The sequence below is a fragment of the Pseudomonas fluorescens genome (genome assembly GCF_000968015.1).
GTDB lineage: Bacteria > Pseudomonadota > Gammaproteobacteria > Pseudomonadales > Pseudomonadaceae > Aquipseudomonas > Aquipseudomonas fluorescens_W.
The window spans coordinates 112,669-136,621 of sequence record NZ_LACH01000039.1 but is presented as its reverse complement, the minus strand read 5'-3'; the positions used below and the strand labels follow the sequence as shown (position 1 = coordinate 136,621).

Annotated in this window: 12 protein-coding genes and 1 pseudogene; 4 read left to right on the top strand and 9 right to left on the bottom strand. The window is 60.7% G+C overall.

Annotated features, from left to right (window positions below):
- The 3 genes and pseudogenes from VD17_RS18350 to VD17_RS18340 form a co-directional block, all read right to left on the bottom strand.
- Positions 1-259 (bottom strand): annotated as a pseudogene (locus VD17_RS18350) (methyl-accepting chemotaxis protein); the annotation flags it as partial.
- A gap of 96 nt (positions 260-355) precedes the next feature.
- Complete coding sequence (locus VD17_RS18345) at positions 356-1,441, bottom strand: enoyl-CoA hydratase/isomerase family protein (protein ID WP_046055005.1); 1,086 nt, start codon at positions 1,439-1,441, stop codon at positions 356-358.
- Between the two features lie 183 nt (positions 1,442-1,624).
- Positions 1,625-2,893 carry an OprD family porin gene (locus VD17_RS18340; RefSeq protein WP_046055004.1) on the bottom strand — a complete coding sequence of 423 codons (1,269 nt, stop codon included), beginning with the start codon at positions 2,891-2,893 and terminating at the stop codon, positions 1,625-1,627.
- 402 nt (positions 2,894-3,295) lie between these two features.
- Between VD17_RS18340 and VD17_RS18335 the strand changes: the two genes are divergently transcribed.
- The 3 genes from VD17_RS18335 (at position 3,296) to VD17_RS18325 (ending at position 7,682) form a co-directional block, all read left to right on the top strand.
- Positions 3,296-4,324: an AraC family transcriptional regulator gene (locus VD17_RS18335; RefSeq protein ID WP_052962716.1), complete on the top strand. Its 1,029-nt coding sequence runs from the start codon at positions 3,296-3,298 to the stop codon at positions 4,322-4,324.
- 273 nt (positions 4,325-4,597) lie between these two features.
- Complete coding sequence (locus VD17_RS18330) at positions 4,598-6,319, top strand: type I secretion system permease/ATPase (protein ID WP_046055003.1); 1,722 nt, start codon at positions 4,598-4,600, stop codon at positions 6,317-6,319.
- The gene (locus VD17_RS18325) at positions 6,312-7,682 is read left to right on the top strand and encodes an HlyD family type I secretion periplasmic adaptor subunit (RefSeq protein ID WP_046055002.1); all 1,371 of its coding nucleotides are present in this window, start codon (positions 6,312-6,314) and stop codon (positions 7,680-7,682) included. The genes VD17_RS18330 and VD17_RS18325 overlap by 8 nt, the downstream gene beginning before the upstream one ends.
- Positions 7,683-8,124: 442 nt before the next feature.
- Here VD17_RS18325 and VD17_RS18320 read toward each other — a convergent pair whose 3' ends face one another.
- Positions 8,125-13,740 carry a putative Ig domain-containing protein gene (locus VD17_RS18320; RefSeq protein ID WP_046055001.1) on the bottom strand — a complete coding sequence of 1,872 codons (5,616 nt, stop codon included), beginning with the start codon at positions 13,738-13,740 and terminating at the stop codon, positions 8,125-8,127.
- A 427-nt stretch (positions 13,741-14,167) separates the two neighbouring features.
- Here VD17_RS18320 and VD17_RS18315 point away from each other — a divergent pair, with 427 nt between their 5' ends.
- Entirely contained in the window at positions 14,168-16,777 is a 2,610-nt protein-coding gene (locus VD17_RS18315) for a bifunctional diguanylate cyclase/phosphodiesterase (RefSeq protein ID WP_046055000.1), read from the top strand.
- Positions 16,778-16,796: 19 nt separating this feature from the next.
- On the opposite strand, the gene VD17_RS18310 is transcribed toward VD17_RS18315, so the two are convergent.
- The 5 genes from VD17_RS18310 to VD17_RS18290 all read right to left on the bottom strand — a co-directional run bounded on the left by VD17_RS18310 (position 16,797) and on the right by VD17_RS18290 (position 23,944).
- A complete protein-coding gene (locus tag VD17_RS18310; RefSeq protein WP_440130576.1) occupies positions 16,797-17,579 on the bottom strand; it encodes a hypothetical protein in 783 nt (260 codons plus the stop codon).
- A 77-nt stretch (positions 17,580-17,656) separates the two neighbouring features.
- Complete coding sequence (locus VD17_RS18305) at positions 17,657-18,631, bottom strand: alginate O-acetyltransferase AlgX-related protein (RefSeq protein WP_046054998.1); 975 nt, start codon at positions 18,629-18,631, stop codon at positions 17,657-17,659.
- Positions 18,628-19,281 carry an alginate O-acetyltransferase AlgF gene (locus VD17_RS18300; protein WP_046054997.1) on the bottom strand — a complete coding sequence of 218 codons (654 nt, stop codon included), beginning with the start codon at positions 19,279-19,281 and terminating at the stop codon, positions 18,628-18,630. The genes VD17_RS18305 and VD17_RS18300 overlap by 4 nt, the downstream gene beginning before the upstream one ends.
- A gap of 8 nt (positions 19,282-19,289) precedes the next feature.
- On the bottom strand, positions 19,290-21,833 hold the full coding sequence (locus VD17_RS18295; protein WP_046054996.1) for a bacteriophage N4 adsorption protein A: 2,544 nt from the start codon (positions 21,831-21,833) through the stop codon (positions 19,290-19,292).
- Entirely contained in the window at positions 21,830-23,944 is a 2,115-nt protein-coding gene (locus VD17_RS18290; protein WP_046054995.1) for a glycosyl transferase family protein, read from the bottom strand. The genes VD17_RS18295 and VD17_RS18290 overlap by 4 nt, the downstream gene beginning before the upstream one ends.
- Positions 23,945-23,953 lie beyond the last annotated feature (9 nt).

The window sequence follows — 23,953 nt, the reverse complement described above, 5'->3', positions numbered from 1 at the left end:
AGCGCAGGTCACGTATCACCGCGCTGGCCTGTTGCTGCGCCTGCTCTCGACTGAGCCCCTGAGCTTCCAGGTTTTGGAAGTGGCGCAGGATGCCGCTGGTGGTCTCGACCACGTGGCGGGTTTTCAGCGCCTTGGCGGCATAGAGGTCGTCATAGCTCTGCTTGAGCATCAGGCCGGCCAGAATCAGCAGCATCAGGATAGACATCAGCAGGATCAACCACAGGCGGCGGTTGATGGGGATATTACGCAGACCGAGCATGGGCGACTCCACAAGGTGTGGCAAAAAGGGGACAGCCGGACGTAGAGGGCGCTTGACCTCGATCGCTGCGGGCGAAGTCGCGCACCATGACGCGGCTCATGTGTTGTTCTTCGGTAAGTTCGACGGACGGAAGCCGCTGAAAAAGGATCGCACCCGCGGTGGTGTCAGTTCCGCCAGAGTGGGCGGGTTCCAGCGCGGAGCTTTGTCCTTGTCGATGATCAGGGCGCGCACGCCCTCCATCAGGTCACCTTTGTCGAACCACTGATAGTCGAGGTGCAGCTCCAGGGCAAAGCAGTCGGCCAGGCTCAGGTAACGGCCGCGGCTCAGCAGCTCCAGGGTCACGGCCATCGCCAGTGGCGAACGGCTGTCGAGCAGCTTGGCCGTCTGCTCGGCCCAACTGCGCAGCTCGGGACGCTGCTCGCGCTGCAGGGCGGTGCGAATGGCCGGCACATCGGGCAGGGAGAAATACTCATCGATCACCTGGCGGTAGGCCTTGAGTTCCGATCCTCCAATACGTTCGGTGGCCATGCTGGCGAGCAGGTCTTGCAGGTCTTCGTCGGGCGCACCGGTCCAGTTCAACTGATCCAGCGCGGCATCCAGTTCGGCCAGTTGCTCACTGGGCAGGCAGTAGTCAGCCAGGTTGGCATAGAGGGCGTCGGCGGCACCTATCTGGCAACCTGTGACGCCCAGATAGATACCCAGCTCACCCGGAAGGCGCGGCAGGAAATAACTGCCGCCGACATCGGGGAAAAAACCGATGCCGACTTCCGGCATCCCCATCCGCGTGCGCTCGGTGATCACCCGCAACGAGGCGGCCTGGGCCAGGCCCATACCGCCGCCCAACACATAACCATCCAGCAGCGCCAGCACCGGTTTGGAGTAGCGATGCAGGTACTCGTCAAGGGCGTATTCCTCCTCGAGGAACACCTCGTGCAGGTCGTCGCCGGCCTTGTGGCTGTCGTACAGCATGCGGATGTCGCCACCGGCGCAGAAGGCCTTTTCCCCGGTACCACGGAGGGTCACGGCGACAATCTCCGGGTCCTGTTCCCAGACCCACAGGTGCCGGCAAAGCAGTGTCACCATGGGCAGGTCCAGGGTGTTCAACGCGCTCGGTCGATTCAGCGTCAGGTGGCCGACGCGGTTGCGCACACTGGCCAGCACCGGGGCTTGTTGCTCGCTCATGCTCAGGCTTCCCCACGGAACAGTTTGATGCTGGCGCAGAAGTCCCGAGCCGCGAGGAAGGGTTGGCAGTTGTTCTTCATTGGAGTCTTCCATCGATTGTGGTGATGATTTGGGCGAATAGCGGATACGGATCGGTCGTTCGGCGAGGGGGAGGGCGCTGCTGCACCCTCCTTGCCGAGATATTTACCAGAGCGCCAGGGTGTAGCTGACGATCAGGCGGTTCTCGTCGAGGTCGCTACCGAAGTTGGTGGAGCGCACTGTTGCATTGCGCCATTTCACCCCGACATTTTTCAGCGGCCCGCTCTGCACCACGTAGCCGATGTCGGTATCGCGCTCCCATTCCTTGCCTTCGGGGCGGTTGTTGCCCAGGTCGATATCGGACCCGCTGATGTAGCGGGTCATGAAGGTCAAGCCGGGAACGCCGATGGCCGCAAAGTTGTAGTCGTAACGCGCCTGCCAGGACTTTTCGTCCTTGCTGGCGAAGTCGCCGATCTGTACGAAGTTCACCAGGAACGCATCGCTGCCGTTGACGTAGGCGTAGCCGGTGTCACCGCTCATGCCTTGATAACCCAGGCCTAACGCATGCCCGCCGAGGTTGTAGGTGAACATCGCGCCAATCGCGTTGTTATCGACATTGCTACCGCCATCGTCCGTGGAGCGGGCGAAGCGCAGATCCGTCTTCAGCGACTGGCCCGTCGTCACCGGCAATACATAAGTCAGGTTCACCAAGTGCTGGCTGTAGAAGTTGTCGAGATGGCCGTAGCTGTAGCCGGTGGCGAGGTTGCTGGTCCATTTGTAGTTCAGGCTGGCGAAATCGAAGCTGTCGCTGTCGACATGACGTGTGGTGATGCGCTTGGCACCGGTGCGGGTGATGCCCATGTCCTCGTAGTCCGAAGAGTCGCGCTGATTGACCTGCGTCAGTCGCCCGGCATCCACGGTCAGGCCTTCGATTTCCAGCGACGTCAACTGACCGCCCTTGAAGGTTTGCGGCAACAGCCGTGAATCGTTGGCCTGCACCGTCGGCACTTTCGGCAGCAGCGTGCCGAGTTTCAGCGTGCTTTTGGAGGCGCGCACTTTGGCGGTCAGACCCAGTTCGCCGTACTCGTCCTGCGCCCCTTTGCTCGTGTCGCGGTGACGTTTGAGCAGGCCGGAACCGGCGCGATCCGGGCTGGAGTCGAGCTTGACGCCGACCAGGCCGATGGCATCGAAACCGACACCGATCAAACCGTCGGTGAAGCCCGATTCATAGCGCAGCAGGAAGCCCTGAGCCCATTCCTCTTGTTTGGATTGGGCGGCGTTGTCCTGGCGAAAGTCACGATTGAAATAGAAGTTGCGCAGCTCGAGACTGGCCTTGCTGTCTTTGACAAAGTCAGCAGAGGCGGTGGCCGAGAGGCTGATGACGCCGCCAGCCAGCAGCAGTCGGGTAGCGAGTTTGGAGGTGTGACGGTCCATGGTGAAACCCCTTGATTATTATTCTGGATTAATGGGTTCCCGCATCGGGCTTCACGGCTCGATGTTCGGGGTAGTGCTTGAAAAAGACGCGTCGGGTGCGGAAATTTGGGCGAGAGCGTTTGCTCCAGTTCGGCTGCGAAAGCAGTCGTGAAACTGGCAAATGCTGACTACCTGACGAATTGCTAAGGACTGCTTTTTGGATGGCCCCTAATGGGGTGCTGTTGTTCGTGATCGACTTGTATTACGTCTCACTTGTGTTTTGATATGGCTCTGGGGCGGGGCTGTGCTCGGTATTGATTGAGCCTTAGCTTAACGAGCTAGTTATCGGGCTTGAAATAGCCCGATACGCCGAATTAATTGCATATCACGCCAGTCTGGCGATGCGCAGAGGAGTGGCGACGCGTGGATCATTCGGTGGATAACACCTTGTCTATGACCTTCGTCCAGGGACTGTTACAGGGGGCTACCAATATCTGTAGCCGAACCGAGATACAGGGCTTTGTCACGGCAGCAGGCATAGCCGAACACTTGCTTGGAACGCCTGACGCGCGGGTGACCTACGATCAGTTCGTGCGCTTGTACCAGCAAGTGGCCGTGGGCAGTGGCGACGAAATGATGGGGTTATGGTCCAGGCGTATTCGCAGTGGCACACTCAAGTACTTGTGCTTGAGCCTTCTTGACGCCAGCTCCCTTTCCAACGCCATGTACCGTTTCACTCGATTCTGGAACTTGTTGCTTGATGACTACGAGCTCGGTTACGCCGAAGACTCGGGCAAGATTGTGATTTCCCTGGAGGCACGTGACAGTTCCGCCAAGCTTCAACGCTTCGGCCATGAGTTAATGATGAAGCTGGCTCATGGTGTGGCGTCATGGTTGATCGGGCAGGAAATTCCTCTGTGCAGCGTAATGTTTTCCTTTCCACGGCCCGTGTACGCCTCGGAATACATGCACATGTTCTCGGCACCGATCAGCTTCCAGCAACCCTGCACAACACTCTGTTTTGACGCTGAATGGGGGGCTCGGAAATTTCGCCGAAACAAGGCCGAGCTACTGCCCTTTCTTGAGGTCGCCCCGCGCTACTGGTTATTTACCACGCTGAAGGAGCGATTGGTGGCTCAGCAGGTGCGCCAATACTTAATGTCGAACCTCAAGCATGACGACAGTTTGCAGGGCGCTGCCGTCGCGCTGCTCATGTCCACTCGCACATTGACCCGCAGGCTCAAGGATGAAGGTACTAGCTACCAGCTGGTCAAGGACGCCTTACGTCGAGATATCGCCGTGCAGCAACTGATTCACACGACACTGTCGATTACCCAGATTGCCATGGGGTTAGGCTTTGACTCCAACGCAGTCTTCCATCGCGCGTTTCGGGGATGGACAGGTAGCACTCCCGGGGCTTACCGGTGCAGTGATTCTGATTCGAGATCGTAGCTTGACCCTGGCTGCGCAATGCACCGAGCGAGGTCGAGCGACAAACGATCGTGGCGCTGTGCAACATTCCCGCCCGTCACCCACATGCAAACCCTGCCCGTCGAACTGGCACTAACCCGTGGTGGCGTGGTCAGTAATTGGCGCTTGTAGTGGCGAGTGTCGTCTTTGATAGCGGCACGTCAGGCTACGTTTAGTGCTTTCTCCATGCCTTAGGGCAAACGCTCGCGAAGGATTGCGGCCTGGACCGACTTTTCCTTTTGCGGGCGACACTCTATGGGTTTGCTTCTCGATCCTCGTCATGACATTGATGCCGCTTTATTAAGCTATCGCCGGGTGTTCTGGTCGCTGGCGTTGTTCAGTGGGGTGATCAACCTGCTGGTGCTGGTGCCGTCGCTCTACATGATGCAGGTGTACGACCGGGTTCTCACCAGCCGCAACGAAACCACCTTGTTCATGCTCACCTTGATCGCCCTGGGACTGTTCATGTTCAGCGGCCTGATCGAGTGGGCACGCGGCGAGGTGATGATTCGCATGAGCGCGGGGCTGGACGATGCCTTGGGCGAGCGGATTTTCGACGCCGCCTTCGCCCGCAGCCTGCGCGAGCACAACGCCAACCCGGCGCAGGTACTTACCGATCTGGCGACGCTGCGGCAGTTGATCACCGGCCAGGGCCTGATCGCCTTGCTCGATGCGCCGTGGTTGCCAATTTTCCTGCTGGTGGCGTTCATCTTTCATCCCTGGTTCGGCGTGCTGACGTTGGTTCTGGCTCTGGTACTGATTGGCCTGGCGCTGTGGGGCGAGTTGTCGACTCGCACACGCTTGGGCGAAGCCAATCGCCTGGGTGTGCAGTCGTCGATCTATGTCAACAGCACGTTTCACAATGCCGAAGTCATCCAGGCCCTGGGCATGCTCGGGCCGTTGCGCCAGCGCTGGAGCCTGCTGCAGCAACGCATCATTGCCGCCCAGGCCCATGCCAGCGACCGCGGCGCGCGTATCACTTCGATGACCCGGTTCGTGCGCATCTCCGGACAGTCTTTGGCCCTCGGCCTGGGGGCGTTGTTGGTGCTTGAAGGTCAATTGTCGGCGGGCATGATGATTGCGATGTCGTTGCTGCTGGGGCGTGCCCTGGCGCCCGTGGAAATCGCCATTGGTTCGTGGAAACAATTCAACTCCGGCCGCCAGAGTTACCAGCGCCTGAGCCAACTGCTTGCCCAGCATCCGCGCGAGCGCCTGCGCATGCCTTTGCCACCGCCCACCGGCGCAGTGCGCCTGGAGCAGTTGTATGTCGGCCCGCCCGGCGCCTCGCAACCGATCCTGCGGGGCATCAATTTCAGCCTGGCCAAAGGTGATGTGCTCGCCGTCGTCGGCCCCAGCGCCAGTGGTAAATCAACCCTGGCCAGGGCGATGGTCGGCGTATGGCCGGCCTTGGGCGGTTCGGTGCGCCTGGACGACGCCGAGATCAGTCAATGGTCCCACGACGCCCTGGGCCCGCACCTTGGATACCTGCCGCAGGACATCGAGCTGTTCGACGGCAGTGTGGCCGACAACATTGCCCGCTTCGGCGAGCAGGACGCCGACAAGATCATCGCCGCCGGGCGTCACGCCGGCATTCACGAGATGATCCTGAGGTTCCCCAAGGGTTACGACACGCCGCTGGGCCCCGGCGGGCTTGGCTTGTCCGGTGGACAAAAGCAACGCCTCGGCCTGGCTCGCGCGCTCTATGGGCGTCCGTCGTTGATTGTGCTCGATGAGCCCAACTCCAACCTCGATGACGCCGGAGAGCGGGCGCTGGTGCAGGCCATCAGTGCGCTCAAGGCTGCTGGCAGCACCGTGGTGCTGATTACCCACCGGCCTAATGTGCTGGCGGTGGTCGATCACATCCTGGTGCTTAAGGACGGTACTCAACAAGCATTTGGTCCGAGGGATCAGGTGCTCAAGGCATTGATGCCGGGGCCAAGACCGGCCGCGGTAAGGGAGACTGGCGAAGATGCGTGATCTTACCCCTGGGGCACAAACGTACAGCGAGCAGGCCCCGAGCGTGCGCGGCGCCACAGCGCTGCCCTGCGCCAGTACCGACGCTGGAGGTGCGGCACGCTATGGCGTGGGTTTCCTGGTCCTGACGCTGGGTGGCTTTCTGCTTTGGGCCTGCCTGGCGCCGCTCGACCAGGGTGTCGTCGGCAGCGGCACAGTGGTGGTGGCGGGCGAACGCAAGGCTGTGCAGTCGTTGGTCGGTGGGGTGGTGGAAAAGTTGCTGGTCAGCGATGGCGACCGCGTCACCCAGGGGCAGTTGCTGGTGCAGCTCAATACGGTGCAGGCACAGTCGCAACGGGACGTGACCCTGGGCAAGTTGCTCAACGATCGCAGCGTCGAGGCGCGGTTGATTGCCGAGCGCCTGGGCTCAGCCGAGATCCAATGGCCCGCTGAACTGCTGGAACGCGCCAACGAACCGCGGGTCAAGGCGTCCATGGCCTTGCAGAGCCAGTTGTTTTTGACCCGCCGCGCAGAACTGGGCAGCCGCTTGCAGATCATCGAACACGAAGCCGCGGCATTGCAGCAGCAATTGCACGGCTACGAAGGCGTCAAGCGCAACTACGACACGCAGATGAGCTTCCAGCAGCAAGAGCTGGAAGGCCTGCGCGAATTGGCCCGTGAAGGCTACATTCCGCGCAACAAACTCTTCGAGGCCGAGCGCAACGCAGCCCAATTGGCCGGGCAGATTTCCTCCGGAGTGGGCGATGTCGGCAGGACCCGCCAGGCGATCAATGAAAGCCGGCTCAAGGCCTTGCAGGCGCAGCAGGAATTTCGCCGCGATGCCGAAACCCAACTCAGCGAGGTCTCTGCCGAGGCGGCAGGTTATGCCGATCAGATTCGGGCCTTGCAGTTTGAAGTCGACAATGGTGCGATCCGTGCGCCGGTGTCCGGGCAGGTCATGGACGTGAACATTCATACGGTCGGGGGTGTTGCGCAGGCCGGCCAAACCCTGATGCAGGTGGTGCCACTGGATGCGCCGATGGCGATCACCGCGCATTTCGAGCCGCTGATGGCCAATAAGCTGCGCCCGGGGCTGCCGGTGCATGTGCATTTCACCGCGCTGCAACGGGTGGATACGCCGACGGTCACCGGCACGGTGACTACGGTGTCGGCGGACCAGTTGATCAATGAACAGACGCACCAGCCGTACTTTTCCGCCAAGGTCGAAATTCCCGCCGACACCGTCGCCTCGTTGCAGGCCGCAGGACTACTGGTGCGTCCTGGCATGCTCGCCGATGTCACGGTGGTGACGGGGGAACGCACCTTGATGAATTACCTGATGAAACCTTTGCGTGAACGCTTGCTTGCGGCCTTTAAAGAGGAGTGAGCATGATTGCTGCGTAAGACGCCTCGCGCTTCAATGACCCAACCGTGCAATCGGCACACGGTCGTTTGTAGCGAGGGATTTATCCCCTCAGCACATTGGATCTGTGGTTAATGCCTGTCAGTTACGCCGAAACTCGATCCTTGTAGCAGCTGGCGAAGCCTGCGTTCGGCTGCGTAGCAGTCGTAAATCCTGAACCCGCGGTTTAACTGACACACCGCGGTGACTGGTTTTACGACTGCTGCGCAGCCGAACGCAGGCTTCGCCAGCTGCTACAGGGTATGTGTGCTCCTGAAACTGCTTAACTGACTGGCATTAGGGTCTGAGGTGGCCTTTAATTTTTCAGGCACTGCACATCCCTTGTGGGAGCGAGCTTGCTCGCGATGGCGGTCGATCAGTCAGCCTCCATGCTGAATGTACCGCCGCTTCGCGAGCAAAGTGCAACTCAGGCTGTAAAGTCGCTGGCGTGCAGCTCCTTGACGCCCACCATTTGGACTTCGAACTCGGGGGTGGCGTCGGCGTTGACACTGCCGGAGAGAATGCCGTCGGCAAAGCGCAGTTGGCCGGTAGCGTTGGTGGGGTCAAAGGCGTTGCTGCCGATGAAGGTGAAGGCGTCCATGTTGGCGGTCAGCGGGTTGGCGTCCAGGCCGGTGAAATCCAGATGATCACCCTCGGTGGTCTTGAAGCCGTTGACCACATCGTGCAAAGCCCCGACGCCCATGTCCGACAGCGCACCAAACGCGTAGGTATCCGCGCCAGTGCCACCGGTGAGGTTGTCGGTGCCTGCGCCGCCGATCAGCCGGTCATCGCCCGAACCGCCCACCAGCGTGTCGTTGCCCGCACCACCGCTCAGAACGTTCGCCGCGCTGTTGCCCGACAGAGTGTCGCCGTAGGCGCTTCCCGTCAGGTTTTCGAAGAACTTCAAGGTGTCGAGCCCGGAACCTCCGGTGTTTTGTTGTGCTGACGTCGAGAGGTTTACGGTAACGCCGGACGGGGCGCGTTCAAAAGACACCGTGTCAATGCCATCGCGCCCGTCCAGCACGTTGTTGCCGGCTCCGGCGAACAGCGTGTTGTCCAGCGCGTTGCCCGTGCCATTGGCGGCGCCAGTGCTATCGATATAAAGACGCTCGACGTTGTTGCCGAGGGTATAGGCCGCCAGTTTGCTGTGCACACTGTCGATCCCCCCAGGCACCGCATTGCTGTTGGTCTCGATCACAGTGTCGTCGGCGTTGTCGACATAGTAGGTGTCGTTGCCATCGCCGCCGCTCATGCTGTCGGCCCCTGCGGCACCATCGAGCACGTTGGCGGCGGCATTGCCGGTGATGAAGTTGCGCAGCTCATTGCCGGTGCCGTCGATGTCGGACACGCCGGTGAGCACCAGATTTTCGAGATTGGCACCCAGGGTCCAGCTGACCGAGGCCTGCACCGTATCGATCTGCGAGGGTGACGTGTTGGTTTCCGTCACGCTGTCGGACGCGTTATCGACCACATAGATGTCGTTGCCGTCGCCACCGGTCATGGAGTCGGCACCCAGGTCACCATCCAGTGTGTCGTTGCCCGAGCTGCCCACCAGGGTATCGTCCTGGTCAGTGCCGGAAATCATCCCGCCCTGGTTTTGAGCGTTGTCGAAAATCGCCTGTACGCTGTTGTTATCGCTGGGGTCGCCTTGAAAGCCAAGGTCACCGGCGATGTAGTCGGCCAGGCGCTGGCCGACGATTTCCGCCGACTCCTCGTGCAGGTGCCAGACGTCGTCGGGATACACCAGCGGATCGACTTCGTAGCGCAAGGGCAGGTCGGTGTAGTCCACCGCCAGCTTGACATCGGTGCGCTCGGTGGCGATGGCTTCCTGGACGGTGCGGACATAGCCTACGCCCTCGACGATGGAGGCAATCTTCTCTTCGGAATAACCCCGGGCACGCGCCGCATCCTCCTGGTAGTGACCGGTTTCCATCATGTACACGCTGAAGTTGCCGAACTGGGCATGCAGGTAATCAAACACCTTCAGGGTCGCGTCCTTGTAGGCAGCCGCCGCCGCTGTTTTGTCCGTGGCACGGCCGATCTCTTGGGCGGCTTCCTCGCCCTGGCCCCAAATGATGCCCATGGTGACGTTATCGATCGATTGCAGTTCGCTGAGCTGGTCGCCCAGCAACGCGACGGCACGCAACAGCGCAGCCCCGGGCTGGTTGGTGTCGGTCAACCACCAACACAACTTGAGTTCCTCGGCACTCATGGTCGACAGGCCGTTGACCGTGCTGCCGCCCACCGCGAGGTCAATGCCATTGCCATCGGCATCGGTGAACTGGCTACGCACGTCATAAGGGGTGTAGCGGTCCAGATCGTTGACCAGCATCGAGGTGCCGGACTGATCGTCGTCCTCCGTCATGCGCAACAGGCGCGCATTGGATTGGCCGAGGGTGGGCAGGTAGAGGATGTCCTGTTGGGCGCGCTCGCCGAACACGAAGTCGCTGGCGGTCAGGGTGTTGAGGTAGTTGCCGTTGAGGGCGATTTCAAAACGGTTGCCATCGGCATCCGCGTCGGCGGATTTGATGTAGGTCTTGTCGCCGGCCGTGTTGAGGGTCATGTACAACGTGTGATTGCTGCCATCGCCGAGGCCGACAAAGCCCAGGCCCGACACATCGATCTTGTCGACGCCCGCGGTGAAGTCATAAATCGTATCGGTGGCCGTGATGCCCCCGGCGTCGTAATCGCGGTAACTGTCGAGCACGTTGGTGTAGCGGAAGGTGTCGGCCCCGTCACCGCCGTACATTGAGTCGCGTCCGGCGCCGCCGTCGACGATGTCCGCTCCGGTGCCAGCCTTGATTGTGTCGTTGCCACCGAGGCCGAGGATCAGGTCCGCGCCCGCCGTGCCGTTGAGTGTTTCGGCATTATTGGTGCCGGTGATGGTGTTGGCAGGCGCATCGGCTACCGCCAGGGCGAAGCTGTCGCTGACCGACGCACCGGAGGGATCGGTGGCCTTGACCAGTACGCTGTAATTGCCCGAAGCCGTGCTGATCGGCGTGCCGCTGAACGTCAGGCTGGTGGCGTTGAAACTCAGCCACGCGGGCAGGGCGCTACCGTCGGCGAGGGTCGCGGTGTAGGTCAACGCATCCTGGTCGGCGTCGGTGAAGCTGTCATGGGTGACGGTGTAATTGAACGGCGTGCTTTCAGTGGCGCTCTGGTCGAGGAGGGGAATGGCCACCACCGGCGCTACATTGCTGGGCGCGTTCTGGCCGGCGAAAACAAAATGACTCGCCGTCAGGCTGCTCACCAGGTTGCCCGCCATCGACACTTCGAAGCGGTTGCCGTTGGCGTCGACGGTGAGATCCTTGAGGTAGGTGCGGTTGCTCGAAGCGCTGTAGGTCAATTGCAGCGTGCCGTTCAGGCCATTACCCAGGGCCGTGTAGCCGAGCGCCGAGACATCGATCCTGTCGGCGGCCACGTCGAAATCGAGGATCTGGTCACTGACGCTGGTGGAGCTGGTGCGGTAACTGTCGAGTGTCGAGGTGTAGCGGAACACATCGGCGCCCGCACCGCCGGTGAGTTTGTCCACGCCGGTGCCACCGACCAGGATGTCATTACCGGCGCCGCCATTAAGGGTGTCGTTACCAGCGCCACCGAACAGTTGTTCGTTGGCAGCGGTGCCGGTCAGGGTGTCGTTGTTGGGCGTGCCGTTGATCACAGTGGGTGAGGCGGGCACGTCCTGCACGGCGAGGGTAAAGCTGTCGCTGACGGTGGCGTTGCTGCCGTCGGCCGCGGTGACCTGTACGGAGTAAGTGCCCGAGGCGGTGTCGCTGGGTGTGCCGCTGAACGTACGAGTCGCGGCATCGAATGTCAGCCAGTTGGGCAGGGCGCTGCCATCGGCCAGTTTGGCGGTGTAGCTGAGGCTGTCGTTATCCGAATCGGTGAAGCTGGTGGCCGGCACGACGTAGCTGAACGGCGTGTTTTCGGTCGCGTTTTGATCCAGCAACGCCGTTGCCACCACCGGCGCATGGTTGACCGCTGGCGAAGTGGCAAAGACGAAATTGGCGCTGGTCAGCTTGTCGACGTAGTTGCCGTTCAGCGTGACTTCAAAGCGGTTGCCATCGGCGTCGGCGGTCAGGGACTTGATGTAAGTCTTGGTGCCGGCACTGTTGAGCGACAGGTACACGGTGTTGTTCTTGCCATCACCCAAGCCGGTGAAACCTATGGCCGAGAGGTCGATCTTGTCGGCGCTGATATCGAAATCGGTGATCACGTCGCTAAGGTTGGCACCGCCGGTGTTGTAGTTGCGGTAGCTGTCCATGCGACTGGAGAACACAAAGGTGTCCGCTCCGGCGCCACCGGTGAGGGTGTCCATGCCGACACCGCCGTCGAGCTTGTCGTCGCCTGCGCCGCCACCGAGGCTGTCGTTACCCGCCAGGCCGAGCAGGGTGTCGGCCGAATCGGTACCCAGCAGCGAGTCGCTGCCACTGGTGCCGGTGACCACCCGATTGAAGATGAAGTTACTGGCAGTCAGGGTGCTGGCAAGGTTGCCCGAGAGAATCAACTCGAAGCGATTGCCGCTGGCGTCGGCATCGTAGTCCTTGATGTAGGTGCGGTCGTTGCTGGCGCTGTAGCTGACCTGCAGGGTGCCGCCACGGCCATTGCCCAGGCCCGTGAAGCCGAGGCCGGCGAGGTCGATCTTGTCCTGGGTGACGTCGAAGTCGGTGATGGTGTCATCGAAGCTTGCGGTTGCGTTGCGGGAACTGTCGGACTGAGCGACGAAACGGAACGTATCGGCGCCGGTGCCGCCGGTGAGTTTGTCGATGCCTGCACCGCCCACCAGAATGTCGCTACCGGCCCCGCCATTGATGGTGTCGTTGCCGGCACCACCGTAGAAAATCTCGCTTTCGGCGCTGCCCAGCAGGGTGTCGTTACCAGCCGTGCCTTGCACAGTGATCATCGGCACCGTGTCGCTGACGTAGCTGCCGTCGCCATAGACCAGCGTGGCACCCTTGCTGGTGTGGCTGATGGTGTTGCCAATAATGGCGTTGCGATCGGTGCCGTCTTCATTGCGCTCTGCAACACCGTAGGTCGACAGGTTGCTGCCGCTGATGATGTTGCCCTGGATCGTGTTGTCACTGCCGTTGAAGTATTTGCCGGACACGCCCAGGGTGTCGTCGTAGGACTGGATGATGATTTCCGGTACGGGGTTGCCCAGGGAATTGTTGTTGAGCGTGTTGTCGATGATTTCGACGTGGTTGCTGCCGTAGACGCGGACGCCGGCGCTGGCGTTGTCGTGAATGTCGACGCCGCTGACGGTCACCTCGCTGGACAGCTTGATCAGCACCCCTTCGGCGCCGTTGCCGTACACCTCGCCACCGGTGATGGTGATGTTGCTGGGGGAGGGGATGTTCTCGCTGCCACGCTGCACCACGATGCCGTTGCCGCCGTTGTTGTAGGCAACGTTGTTGGTGAGGGTGAAGTCGTGGGTACTGGTGACGACGTTGAAACCGTGGCGGTCATTGTCGTAGGCGACGTTGTTTTCGAAAGTGCTGTTGCTCAGGAAGTCAGCGACGAAGCCGTCCAGGCCATTGCCGTGGGACACGCTGTTCTTGATGACCATGTTGACGGTCTGCTCGTGGGGGTCGAAACCGTACCCGGAGCAATCCTTGATCTCGACGCTGTCGAGGGTGACGTTGGAGTCGTAGCCTTCCTGGCCGGGAATGAAGCCGTTGAACCAACCGTCGACCTTGCCGGTGGTGTGGTCGCGGTTGCCGTCGATGGTGAGGTTGCTGACGCCAAAGTCGTGGGTTTCCTCGCCATAGGCCGAGCGGATGACACCCGTGATCTTGGTGTCGGAGCCGTCAGCCACCTTGACGGTGGTTTCGCCCATGCCGTCGCCGTACAAATAGACGTTGCTCTTGAGCATCAGGCAACCGTCGGAGGGTTCCTCACCTCCCGAAACGATGTAAGTTCCGGTCGGCACATACACTTGCCCCCCACCTGCGGCGGCCGCGGCATCAATTGCACTTTGTATCGCCGCGGTGTCATCAGTGATGCCATCTCCTTTGGCGCCAAAATTTTGTACGTTAAAAATCATGAGCTTATCTCCGTATCAGGCTAAAACGTCGGAAACTGCCAATATTCCATCGACGACCAACGTGTTAGGGCCCAGCGGAGCGCGAAAGTTGTGACCGCATATCGGGGAAGTGTCAAAAAATCGCACTAACTGATCAGCGGTTGTGAGGCTGTTCGAAAAAACAACGTTCTGTTGACGCTAAAGCGTTGAGCAGGATGGGCTTATCTCGCAAAACTCGACCGTTGAGCGGCTGAAGGCGCTTGCGGGTCAAGGCATCGACCGTCGGGCCGATAAGTTCAACAAGTACATGACGGACTGATCCTACCAACAGTCCGGAGCTGAAGGCGAGGAATCACTTCGAGTCAGGGAGCATTTTTCAACGCATGTTTTTTAAAGCCTGCGTCGTCTCCTGTGCTGGCCTGTAGCCGTTGTACCGCCTGGAAGCCCTATGAAAAGCAAGTCGCTCGACCCTCTGCCGCAGATGCAAACCTCCAATCTTTCCCTGACCCGCATGTCTTTGATGGGCTTCTCTTGTCTGTTGTTGTCGATCTTCCTGTTGGCCAGCACCTTGATTGTTTACATCGCTTTCGAGCAAAACCAGGACGCCGAGACCCGCAGTCGCTTCTATACGGAAAAGGCCGTGCGATCCTTGGAGAAGTCGGTTCTTTTGACGATCAAGGACTACGCATTCTGGGGTGATGCGTACGAGCACCTGCACAGTAAGGTGGATACCGACTGGGCATTTGTCCGCCAGAATGCCGGCTCGACGCTGTTTGAGGATTTCGGGTTCGAGGGCGTGTTTGTGATCGATCCGACCGATCGAACGGTGTACTCGGTCATCAATGGGCAGCTGGAATCGGTCACCGCAGAAGACTGGTTGAAACAACCCATCACCGCGCTCATCGAACGTGCACGTATCGATGTCGAAAGCGAAAAACCCATCGAGGCATTTCTCGATGTCGACGGCACCCCGGTGTTGGTCGCTGCCGCGCCCCTGACGCCAGGCACCAGCCCCCAGGTCGAAACGGATGACAGGCCAGCCTCAATACTGTTGTTCGTCTCCAGGCTCGATGCTGCCCGATTGAGCACCCTGGCCAGTGATTTCGGGATTGCTCAATTGCGCGTGGCCTCAGGTGATAGTGCAGCGCTCGGCACATCATTTTTGCGTCTGGGGGAAAACGGTACGGCGGGCACCCTGCAGTGGACACCGGCGCAGCCGGGGCATCGGTTGATGACCGTGGTGTTGCCGCTGATCGGTATAGCGGGGTTGATTATCGGACTAATGACCTGGTTTTTTCAGCGGCGTACCACGGCGGCTGCGAAAGTGATGGATGCCAGTTACACCTCCCTGCAGGTCAGTCGCACGGCGTTGGCGGCCAGTGAGGCGCGGTTTCGTGATGTCGCCGAAGCGTCCTCCGACTGGATTTGGGAAATCGATACCGGGTTGCACTTCACCTACCTGTCAGAGCGCTTCGAAACCGTGACGGGACTGCGCAGGGCCGAATGTCTTGGTCGTCCTATCGATGACTTGCTGGTGTCTGATCAGGGCCCGCTTTCCCAGTGGTTGAAAAACCACTCGCGACGGGCCAACGCCATCTTGCAATGCAGTTATCTGGCAGGGGACGGGCAAGCCAGGATTTTCCGCCTTTCCGTGCGAGAAATGGAGGGGCTGGGCTATCGCGGCACGGCCAGCGATATCACCGAAGAAGTGGCGGCCCGCCGACGGATCGAATACCTGTCGCAACACGATGCACTGACGGGCCTGGCGAATCGCGCCCGTATGCAGGAATTCCTCGATGGCAAACTCAAGGCTGCGCCGACCCTGAGTGATCCGTTGGTCATGCTCAGCGTCGACCTGGATCGCTTCAAACCGGTGAATGATTTACTCGGGCATGCCGCAGGCGATCAAGTGCTCAACGAGGTCTCCAAAAGGCTGGGGCAGTGCTTGCGCTCCGATGACCTGGTCGCGCGCATCGGTGGCGATGAGTTTGTGCTGGTAGTAGCGAATATGGTTTCTCAGGATGAGGTCGAGCACCTGTGCCAGCGTCTGATCGACTGCATCGAACAGCCGTTCCAGATTGATGAGCATGAGGTGTTTATCAGTGCCAGCATCGGCATTGCCATGGCACCGGCTGACGCCACCCTGGCCGACGAATTGCTGCACTATGCCGACATCGCGTTGTATGAAGCCAAGGACGCGGGACGCAATACCTGGCGTTTTTACGCGGGCGACATGAATGCTCGAATCCTCGATCGTCGTCAGTTGGAAAGCGATCTGCGTCATGCGATCAAACATGATGAGTTGCGTCTGCACTTTCAGCCGCGCTATCAGATTGCAGGCCGGGTCATGGCCGGTGCCGAAGCGCTGGTACGGTGGGAGCACCCGGTGAGAGGGCTGTTGGCCCCCGACGTTTTCATTCCCATTGCGGAAGAAACCGGGTTGATTCTGCCGCTGAGCAACTGGGTGCTGCACACCGCTTGCAGGGCCGCGTCGACCTGGCCCGAAGAGCTCTTTGTCTCGGTGAACCTGTCGCCGACAGAGTTTCAGCGCGGGCAGCTGGTGTCCAGGGTTCAGGCGGTGTTGGCGCAAACCGGTTTGAATCCGGCCCGGCTGGAATTGGAACTGACCGAGAATGTCATGCTGGACGACGCCAAGGGCGCACTGCAGATCATGCACGACTTGAAAGCGTTGGGTGTTCGCCTGGCAATGGACGATTTCGGCACCGGGTACTCGTCATTGAGCTACCTGCGTTCATTTCCTTTCGATGGGTTGAAGATCGATCGCAGCTTTATTTCCGGGCTGGCCGCCAGCGGTGATGATCAGTCGATCATCGAGGCCATCGTCGGGCTGGGTAGGGCACTGTCCCTGACAGTCACGGCGGAGGGGGTGGAAACGATCGAGCAACTCCAGGCGTTGCAGGATGCGCGGTGCGATGAGGTTCAAGGGTATTTCTTGAGCCGGCCTATAGATGCGCAGGCGATTGGACACTTGATTGGCGTCCACGCGAAGCATTCAGGGCTGCGAGTGCTGGCCGAAAGCGCTCACGCTGAAAGTTGACACGTCAGCTGCGCACGCTTTACTGCACCAGTTGCTCGACCAACTCTGGCGTCACGTAGTGCGGCCCGTCGAACAGGTAGAGCGGATATCCGTCATAGGCCGCCAGTTGCGGTTTGAGCTCGGCAGCGGTCGCGGAGCGAAAGCCGCCCCCAAAGTTGGGTCGGAAGGCTTCAACGATGATCCGCACACGGTCTTTGCCCAGACGCTGGCGCAAGGCGTCGGCGTAGGTTCGGGCGACCGGTGCAGTGCGGGCGTAGACGCCAACACCGTCCTGGAAAAACACGCCGATGTCATTCGGTAGCCACTGCTTGAGCCATTCGGCGGTGGCGACGGGGCCGATATTGGCACCGTCATAAACGCTGATCCATAACGGTCGCGGCAGCTTGGCCAGCAGCGCGGGCAGTTCTTTGGCGCGGGTCCAGCTGGGGTCGACTTCAGCCGGGAAATACCAGCCGGTCACGTGTAACGGCGTAGGCAGTTTGGCGATCCGTTCCGAGACAGCGGCCAACTGTTCGATGTTGTCCCGTGAGCGGTTTTCGCTGAAATAACCCGCCAGTCCCAGGATCACATCCTGCGCCCAGGGTGCCTTGGCGATGCGTGCCCAATCGGGCAGCACCGGTACGGCGGGCAGGCCGGTACCGGGAACGAAGGCCTGATCGTCGACGACAGTCCATTGCACCAGTAGCTCACGCGCTCCCAGTTTTTCCCAGTGTCCGCGGATACCGACGGTCTTGTTGTCCGGCTGCCAGACGATGCCGACAATCCCCGGAGCCAGGGCCTTGGTCTTCGTTACGTAGAGCATGCTGGTACCTGCGCTGATGGTGACGGCAATCAATAAAGCAGCAACGGTCGCACGACTGGCGGTGTAGCCGAAGATGTTCACGGAAGTGCCTTTTGAATGCGTTGATGCCATTGGCTCAGCGAGGTGACGCCTTTGGCGTTCCAGTTGGCTGCCGCATCAGGGCCAAGGTGGAACTGGCCCTCGTTGAATTGCCAGACAATCACTTGCGGCTTGTGTTCGGCAAAATCCGCCGACTCCAGGTATTGCAGCAGCGTAGCCCAAGGACCGACATCGCCGGGGTTCCAGGTCAGTGCGACGGGACGGTCCAGGGCATTTGAGAGTTTCTGGGTAAAACCCAGGTAAGGCTGGACGAAGCTGTTGCCGATCACCTGGACCGGTGCCGGCGCATCGTCGATCAGCAAGTCGTTTTCGGCCTGATGGCGAACGGTGTAGATGTCGCGACCAATCGCCTTGCGCTTGATCGCGGGCAGAAAATTACTGGCCAGGTCGCCGAACGCGCGTCTGTCGAACCATTGGCCCAACACCGCGCCACCACCGGGGTCACCTTGCAGGCGGTAGCGCTCGGTAATCAGTTGCGCCGTCGAGTCGGCGGTATTTTCGGCGCTCCAGGCTGTCCAGTGGTAGTCGGCGCGGTAAAACGCGGTCTGTTTGCCTTGCTCCGTCCGTTGCAGGATCGGCTTGATGTTCAGCGTGGTCAGACCTGCTTGGGTCAAGTCGTTTTGCAGGTGGTCGTAACGCTGCATCACGGCCACGCTCAAGGGTTGATCGGCGGGCAGCCGCTGGGCATAAAACGGTGCTTTCATCGGCACCACCAACACGACCAGCCCGATGTGTTCGCGTTGAAGTTGCTGCTGGAGTTCTTTGACCAGTGCAATGCTGCGGGCAGTGCCGGTGTTGTCGACCTTGCTCAGGCTCTCCCATGCCGGGAATAACCAGCCGCCGTTGCCGGCGATCACCGCTGAGGCGGCTTGAACGTAAGTCCCCGACAAGCTCAACAACAGGCCGGTGATCAGGGCGGTAACCGGTAGGCGACATTTCAATTGAAGGGTCATGGCGCGGTCTGGTCGACGAGGCCGATCAGGCGTGGGGCCTGGCGGGAGCCGATCAGGAACAGGCTATAACGATCGCCGGCCTTGAAGGGCGCGAGCTTCATCGGCAGGCTCGCGTTCTCATTGCAACTGGCAACCAACGTCGCCTGCACCGGGTTGATCGTGCGCTGGGCTTGTCCGTTGAACGGCAGCTGGTTGAATACAGGAGCACCGTTGGCGAGTTTGACCTCGGCCTTTTCGCAACCGTTGGCCAGGTTGTAGACATTGAGTTCGGCGCGCAGGTCTTTACCGCGCAGCGGCGGGTCGATGACCAAGCGTGGCGCCCGTGCCGGGTCGCTGTCGAGAATCAGCGTGACCCAGGCACTTTTGGGTGCGCTGAGGCCTTTTATCTCGCGACCGTTGATGCTCACCTGTAGCGGCTGCAGCGAGTCCACGACCTGAAACGGGCTGGCCACGGCGGTTGAGGCGCCAAGGGCAAAACTTGCGCCTTGGCCGACCCGGACCTGCATGGCGGTATCGGACGGATTGACCACCCGCACCCAGGCCGAACCCTCGGGCAGTTTCGGCGCGTACAGCTGGGCGATTTCAGGGGCCGCTTGTGCCCCCATTGAGGCCAGGCCAAGCCCCAGCCACAAACACATTCGAACGTTCATGCAAGTCCTCAATAGGAATAGGTCAGGCGAGCGAACACGCCTTCAGCGTTGTCTTCGCCCAGCACCTTCACGCGGTATTGCAGGGAAAAATCCACATAGGAGCGGGGCGCGTTGTACGCGTCTTCGCGAAACCAGTACCGGACGTTGTTACCGATACCAACGCCGCCTGCCTTGCCCGATGATGATTCCGTGCTGCCGTCGGCAGCGGTTTCGCTGTTCATCTTCGAGTCGTAGTCGAACGCGGCCACCACATGAGGGAACGTCACCCAGCGCGAGCCCGCGCCGCCGATGGCGTAGCTGCGGCCCACCTGCCATTCGCTGTTGAAGTAGTCACGCGAGTCGTTGACGTAATGACCGGCTTCAGCGAACAACTGCGAGGTCCACCAGCTGGAAGCATCGACTCGCAGATCGGTGCCGATGCTGGAGCCGTAGCCCAGGCGCAGCAACCAGTCACCGTCAACGTCCGACGAACCCAATGGGAAGGTGCGCTCGACGGCGGCCATCACGTTCAGCGAGGTGAACGGTTTGACTCGCACACCCACGGCGCCTTGCAAGGCGTCGAAACCGGTATCCGACTCGCTGTTCTTGCTCCACAAGGTGTCGGTGACCCGTCCGTAGAGTTCGACAAACCGTGCGTTGCGGTAGCCCAAGGGACGCCAGGAAAGCTCGGTGCTGTTTTGCACATTGTCATTGCTGCTACTGCCGCCGCTCGGCGCTGAGCTCAGGCCGCTGCTGGTGCTGTTGCCGCGATAACTGGTGGTGTTGGTCAAGCCCCACGTGCGCGAAACATCGGCCACGGCGCGGCGGGTGTCGAACAGCTGCTGCTCGGACATGTCGAGTTCACCGGCATTTTTCGCGTCGATGACTCGCTTGAAATAGGTGACAGCTTGCTCGTCGTCATTGACCCGCATGGCGTTATAGGCCGCATCCTGCGTGGCTGTCGGCGTGAGGCGGGTGTCGGCATCGGCCTTGCGGAACGAGGCGTGGGCGCTGTCATCGTCGCCGGCCTGGACTGACAGATAGGCGATTTGCAGTTCGCTCATCGATTCAAGTTCACCCGTGTCCCGCGCTTGTTGCAGCCGTTCGCGCGCGGTTCGGCGCTGACCGATGGCGGCATACAGACTGGCTTCCTCGTAGGCGGGCAGGCTGCCGAGCGCCAAGGCCTGGGTGAAGTCCTTGCGAGCGCCGGCATCGTCGCCCGATTGCTGGCGCAGACGACCACGTTGGGCCAGCAGCCGCGCGTCATCGCCGGTGACTTTTAGACCGTCGCTGGCTGCCGCGATGGCTTCGGGCACACGTTTCTGATCAGTCAGGGCGCTGACCAGCAGTCGGCGGTACGCCGGATTCTGTGGCGCTCGGGCAATGGCTTCGTTCGCCAGGGCAACCGCCGTCGCAGGATCTTTGCGGGACAGGGCCGCGTAGGCTTGGCCGGCCATGTCGGTTCCGCCGTCGCGCTGGTTGCCCGGCCAGATATCACAGACCAGGCCGAAGGCCGTTTCCTGACAGTTCAGTGCCGGGGCAGGGAAGTGTGCAACAGCGTTCAGGCCATTGTTTTTCTGCCGCAACGCCATTCGCGCGGCGGTACGTCGACGGGCCACTTCGCCGGCTTCATCGTCGGCCAATGGCTGCAGATGATCGAGCGCTTGTTGAGGCTCGTCATGGGCCAGTGCGGCGTCGGCGGCGAAGAAACGAAGGTCACGGCTTTCCGCTTCCAGCAGGCCATCGATGGCCAGGGCGTGATTCAGGTCAGCCTGGGCTGCTTGAGTTTTGCCCTGACGATCGCGGGCGTAGCTGCGCAGAATCCACGGTGCGATTTCACCGTCGTCCTGAGCCAGTGCGCCTGACGCGGCCTGTTCAGCAGCTGGGTAATCCTTGGCAGCGAGGAGGGCACTGATCAGCAGTTGCTGATTGGCGCCGATTTCTGGAGCCCACGCCACGGCCTTTTTGGCCTGGTCCACGGCCAGAGGCACATTGCCGTGCTCCAGGGCACGATAACCCTCAACCGCCAGCGGGGCGGCCAATTGACGACGAATCGCTTCGCGACGCATCAGCAAGGTATCGTCGTCCGGGAACACGGCAAGCGCCTGGGTGGTGGCTTGATCCGCTTCCTGCAAGTGCTGTTGGCGCTGCAAGGACTCGATCAGCAGCAATCGATAATCCATGCGTTTGGGTGCCTGAGCGATGGCTTTGCGTGACGCCTGGGCAGCCGTGCCAAAGTCATCGCGATCGTAGGCCTTGAACGCCTGGGCCGCGGCGCCGAAGCCTGGGGCCTGACGCGACTGCGGGTAGCGTTTGGGATGATCACGCAGTTCCTTGTCGCGCTGAGCCAGCACAATCAAGGTGTTCAAGCGGGTGATGTCAGCCCGCTGACGCAAGGCTTCGCGGGCCTTGGCGATGGCCAGGTCATAATCTTTGCGCTCGTAGGCGCTGTAGGCCTCGTTGGCGGTGACATAGGCCGGGCCGGTCAACGGCAGCGGCAACGTCTCGGCATGAGCCAGCCCGGGCAACAGGCTTAGCCCCGTGGCCATGAGCGTGAGGAAGGGGCGGTTCATGCCGGAAGCTCCGCAGGGTAGTGGCTGTGCTGACGCGCCACGGCCTTTTCGATGGTGGAGCGGGGCAGCACGCTGCTGTCGACCAGATAGTCGCCGATGCGTCCGTGACGCTGCGGGCGGTACTGCAACATGGCGCGGTTGAACTCGTCGCGATTCAGCAGGCCCATTTCGATCAGCAAATCACCCAACAGTGGCGCACGGGCATCCGGTACGGCTTGGCCATCGCGCACGTTCAATTGACGCAACTGCGCGACGATTTCGCTTTCCCGGGCAATCAGCTGCACCGGTTCACTGCCCAGTACCTCGCTGACCTGTTGCAGACCATCGGCCGGCAACGGGCTGGCCACGGCAAGTTGTGCTCGGCCGTCGGCATTCAAGCCAATCGGCACCACGCGCCAGCGCAGAGCAAATTCATCGTCCAGGGTAAGGGTCGACGCCTGCGCCTTGTTGACCACATCGAACACCCGCGGCAGATCGTTCTGGAAGGCGATGGCTTCCGCCAGTGTCTCGTCGTCCAGCCAGCCATTGCTGAGCAAGATCCGCCCCAAGGGCATGTGTCGGGTTTTCTGTTCGTCGAGGGCGCTTTGCAGGTCGGTTTCGTTGATCGCCTGCCAGGACAGCAACACACTGCCCAGCTTGCGTGGTGCGAAGGCAACCAGGTCGGTGGACGGGAAGTCGTGCATGGTCTTATCCCACACCAGTTTGCGGTTCATGACCTTGCCGACGATGAACATGCGCCAGGCGCGTGATGCGGCCATGAAGTTGACAAAGTTGCCCACTACCATGCGCGGAAGTGACAGCAAACCATGCTGCCAGCCGTACAGCACGGTGGTGAAATAGCAGCGGTGCGCGATACGCCAGGCCAGCGCGATACCGTTGGCCAGCAGCAGGTATTTGATGAAGCCGTTGGTTTCAAACGGCGTCGGGAAACTCACATCCCACAGGCCACTCTGGCGAAGGACGATCAGGCCCAACAGCTGCGCCAGAATCACATAGGCAATGATGCTGACAAACGCCGTCACCACGCCCTTGCGGTCGCGAAACAGCAGATAACGGTTGGCCAGAGAACCGCTCCAGCCCATTTGCTCCCAGCCTTGCAGGCCGATGCCCAGCGTCCAGCGAGCTTTCTGGCGGAATGCGGTACGGAAGGTATCGGGAAAGAATTCGCGCACGCACAACGGCATCTTCAAGGTCGATTCGTAAGGCTTGCGGAACCAGGATTTGCGCAACACGCGAAACTGCACCGGGAAGCACACGAAGATCGCGTTCATGCCGACCTTGGCCAGGCGTGCGCCTACGTCGTAGTCCTCGGTGAGGCTGTCCGTGTTGAACGGCTGGTTCTCGGTTTCCCCGGCCAGCACGCGCAACGCACGGTGCGAGAAGCACGTGCCGACGCCGGCAGACGGCACGGTGTCGGTCATGCTTTCACGCACCACCAAATCCTTGCCATGCCATTCGGCGAATTCGTCCATGTAGGTGCCGGCCACCCATTCGTACCAGTTGCGCTCCAGCGAAACCACGGGCAACTGGATCATGTCCTTGCGCGGCAGCAAGTAGTTGAACAGGCGCAATTCCATCGGGTGCAGAACGTCTTCGCTGTCGTGCAATACGACACCGGCGAAGGTCATGCCGTGGGTTTTCTCGTGCAGGAAGATCGCCTGGATCACCCAGTTCAGGCAGTCGGCCTTGCAGGTCGGCCCGGCGTGCGGGACTTCCACGCGATGCAGCTGCTTATAGCGCCGACGCATGCGTTCCACTTCATCGATGGTGCGCTGGTCATTGATGTAGGTGCCGACGAAGACGACATAGTTCTGGTAATCCAGGGTCGACACCATGTTCTCGATCATCGGTGCGATGACGTCATATTCCAGCCAGGCCGGGACCATGATCGCCAACGGCTGCTCATCCCTGGCCATCAGTTGCTCGGCGGTCAGCGGCCGGTATTTGCGATCCACGGTGAACTTGCGAAACAGGCGGCGAGACCAGTACCACAGGTCAATGAACAAATCGTCCAGGCTGGAGATCAGGATCAGCACCGCGATCACGATGGTCGAGATTTCCAGGAAGCTGTAGTAGTGGGCCAGCCAATAGGGCCAATAAAGCGACGTCATCGAAAGGTT

Bases quoted from the DNA above. Each gene is read 5' to 3' on its own strand.
- VD17_RS18345 (WP_046055005.1), bottom strand. From the start codon at position 1,441: ATGAGCGAGCAACAAGCCCCGGTGCTGGCCAGTGTGCGCAACCGCGTC.
- VD17_RS18340 (WP_046055004.1), bottom strand. From the start codon at position 2,893: ATGGACCGTCACACCTCCAAACTCGCTACCCGACTGCTGCTGGCTGGC.
- VD17_RS18330 (WP_046055003.1), top strand. From the start codon at position 4,598: ATGGGTTTGCTTCTCGATCCTCGTCATGACATTGATGCCGCTTTATTA.
- VD17_RS18325 (WP_046055002.1), top strand. From the start codon at position 6,312: ATGCGTGATCTTACCCCTGGGGCACAAACGTACAGCGAGCAGGCCCCG.
- VD17_RS18320 (WP_046055001.1), bottom strand. From the start codon at position 13,740: ATGATTTTTAACGTACAAAATTTTGGCGCCAAAGGAGATGGCATCACT.
- VD17_RS18315 (WP_046055000.1), top strand. From the start codon at position 14,168: ATGAAAAGCAAGTCGCTCGACCCTCTGCCGCAGATGCAAACCTCCAAT.
- VD17_RS18310 (WP_440130576.1), bottom strand. From the start codon at position 17,579: ATGCTCTACGTAACGAAGACCAAGGCCCTGGCTCCGGGGATTGTCGGC.
- VD17_RS18305 (WP_046054998.1), bottom strand. From the start codon at position 18,631: ATGACCCTTCAATTGAAATGTCGCCTACCGGTTACCGCCCTGATCACC.
- VD17_RS18300 (WP_046054997.1), bottom strand. From the start codon at position 19,281: ATGAACGTTCGAATGTGTTTGTGGCTGGGGCTTGGCCTGGCCTCAATG.
- VD17_RS18295 (WP_046054996.1), bottom strand. From the start codon at position 21,833: ATGAACCGCCCCTTCCTCACGCTCATGGCCACGGGGCTAAGCCTGTTG.
- VD17_RS18290 (WP_046054995.1), bottom strand. From the start codon at position 23,944: ATGACGTCGCTTTATTGGCCCTATTGGCTGGCCCACTACTACAGCTTC.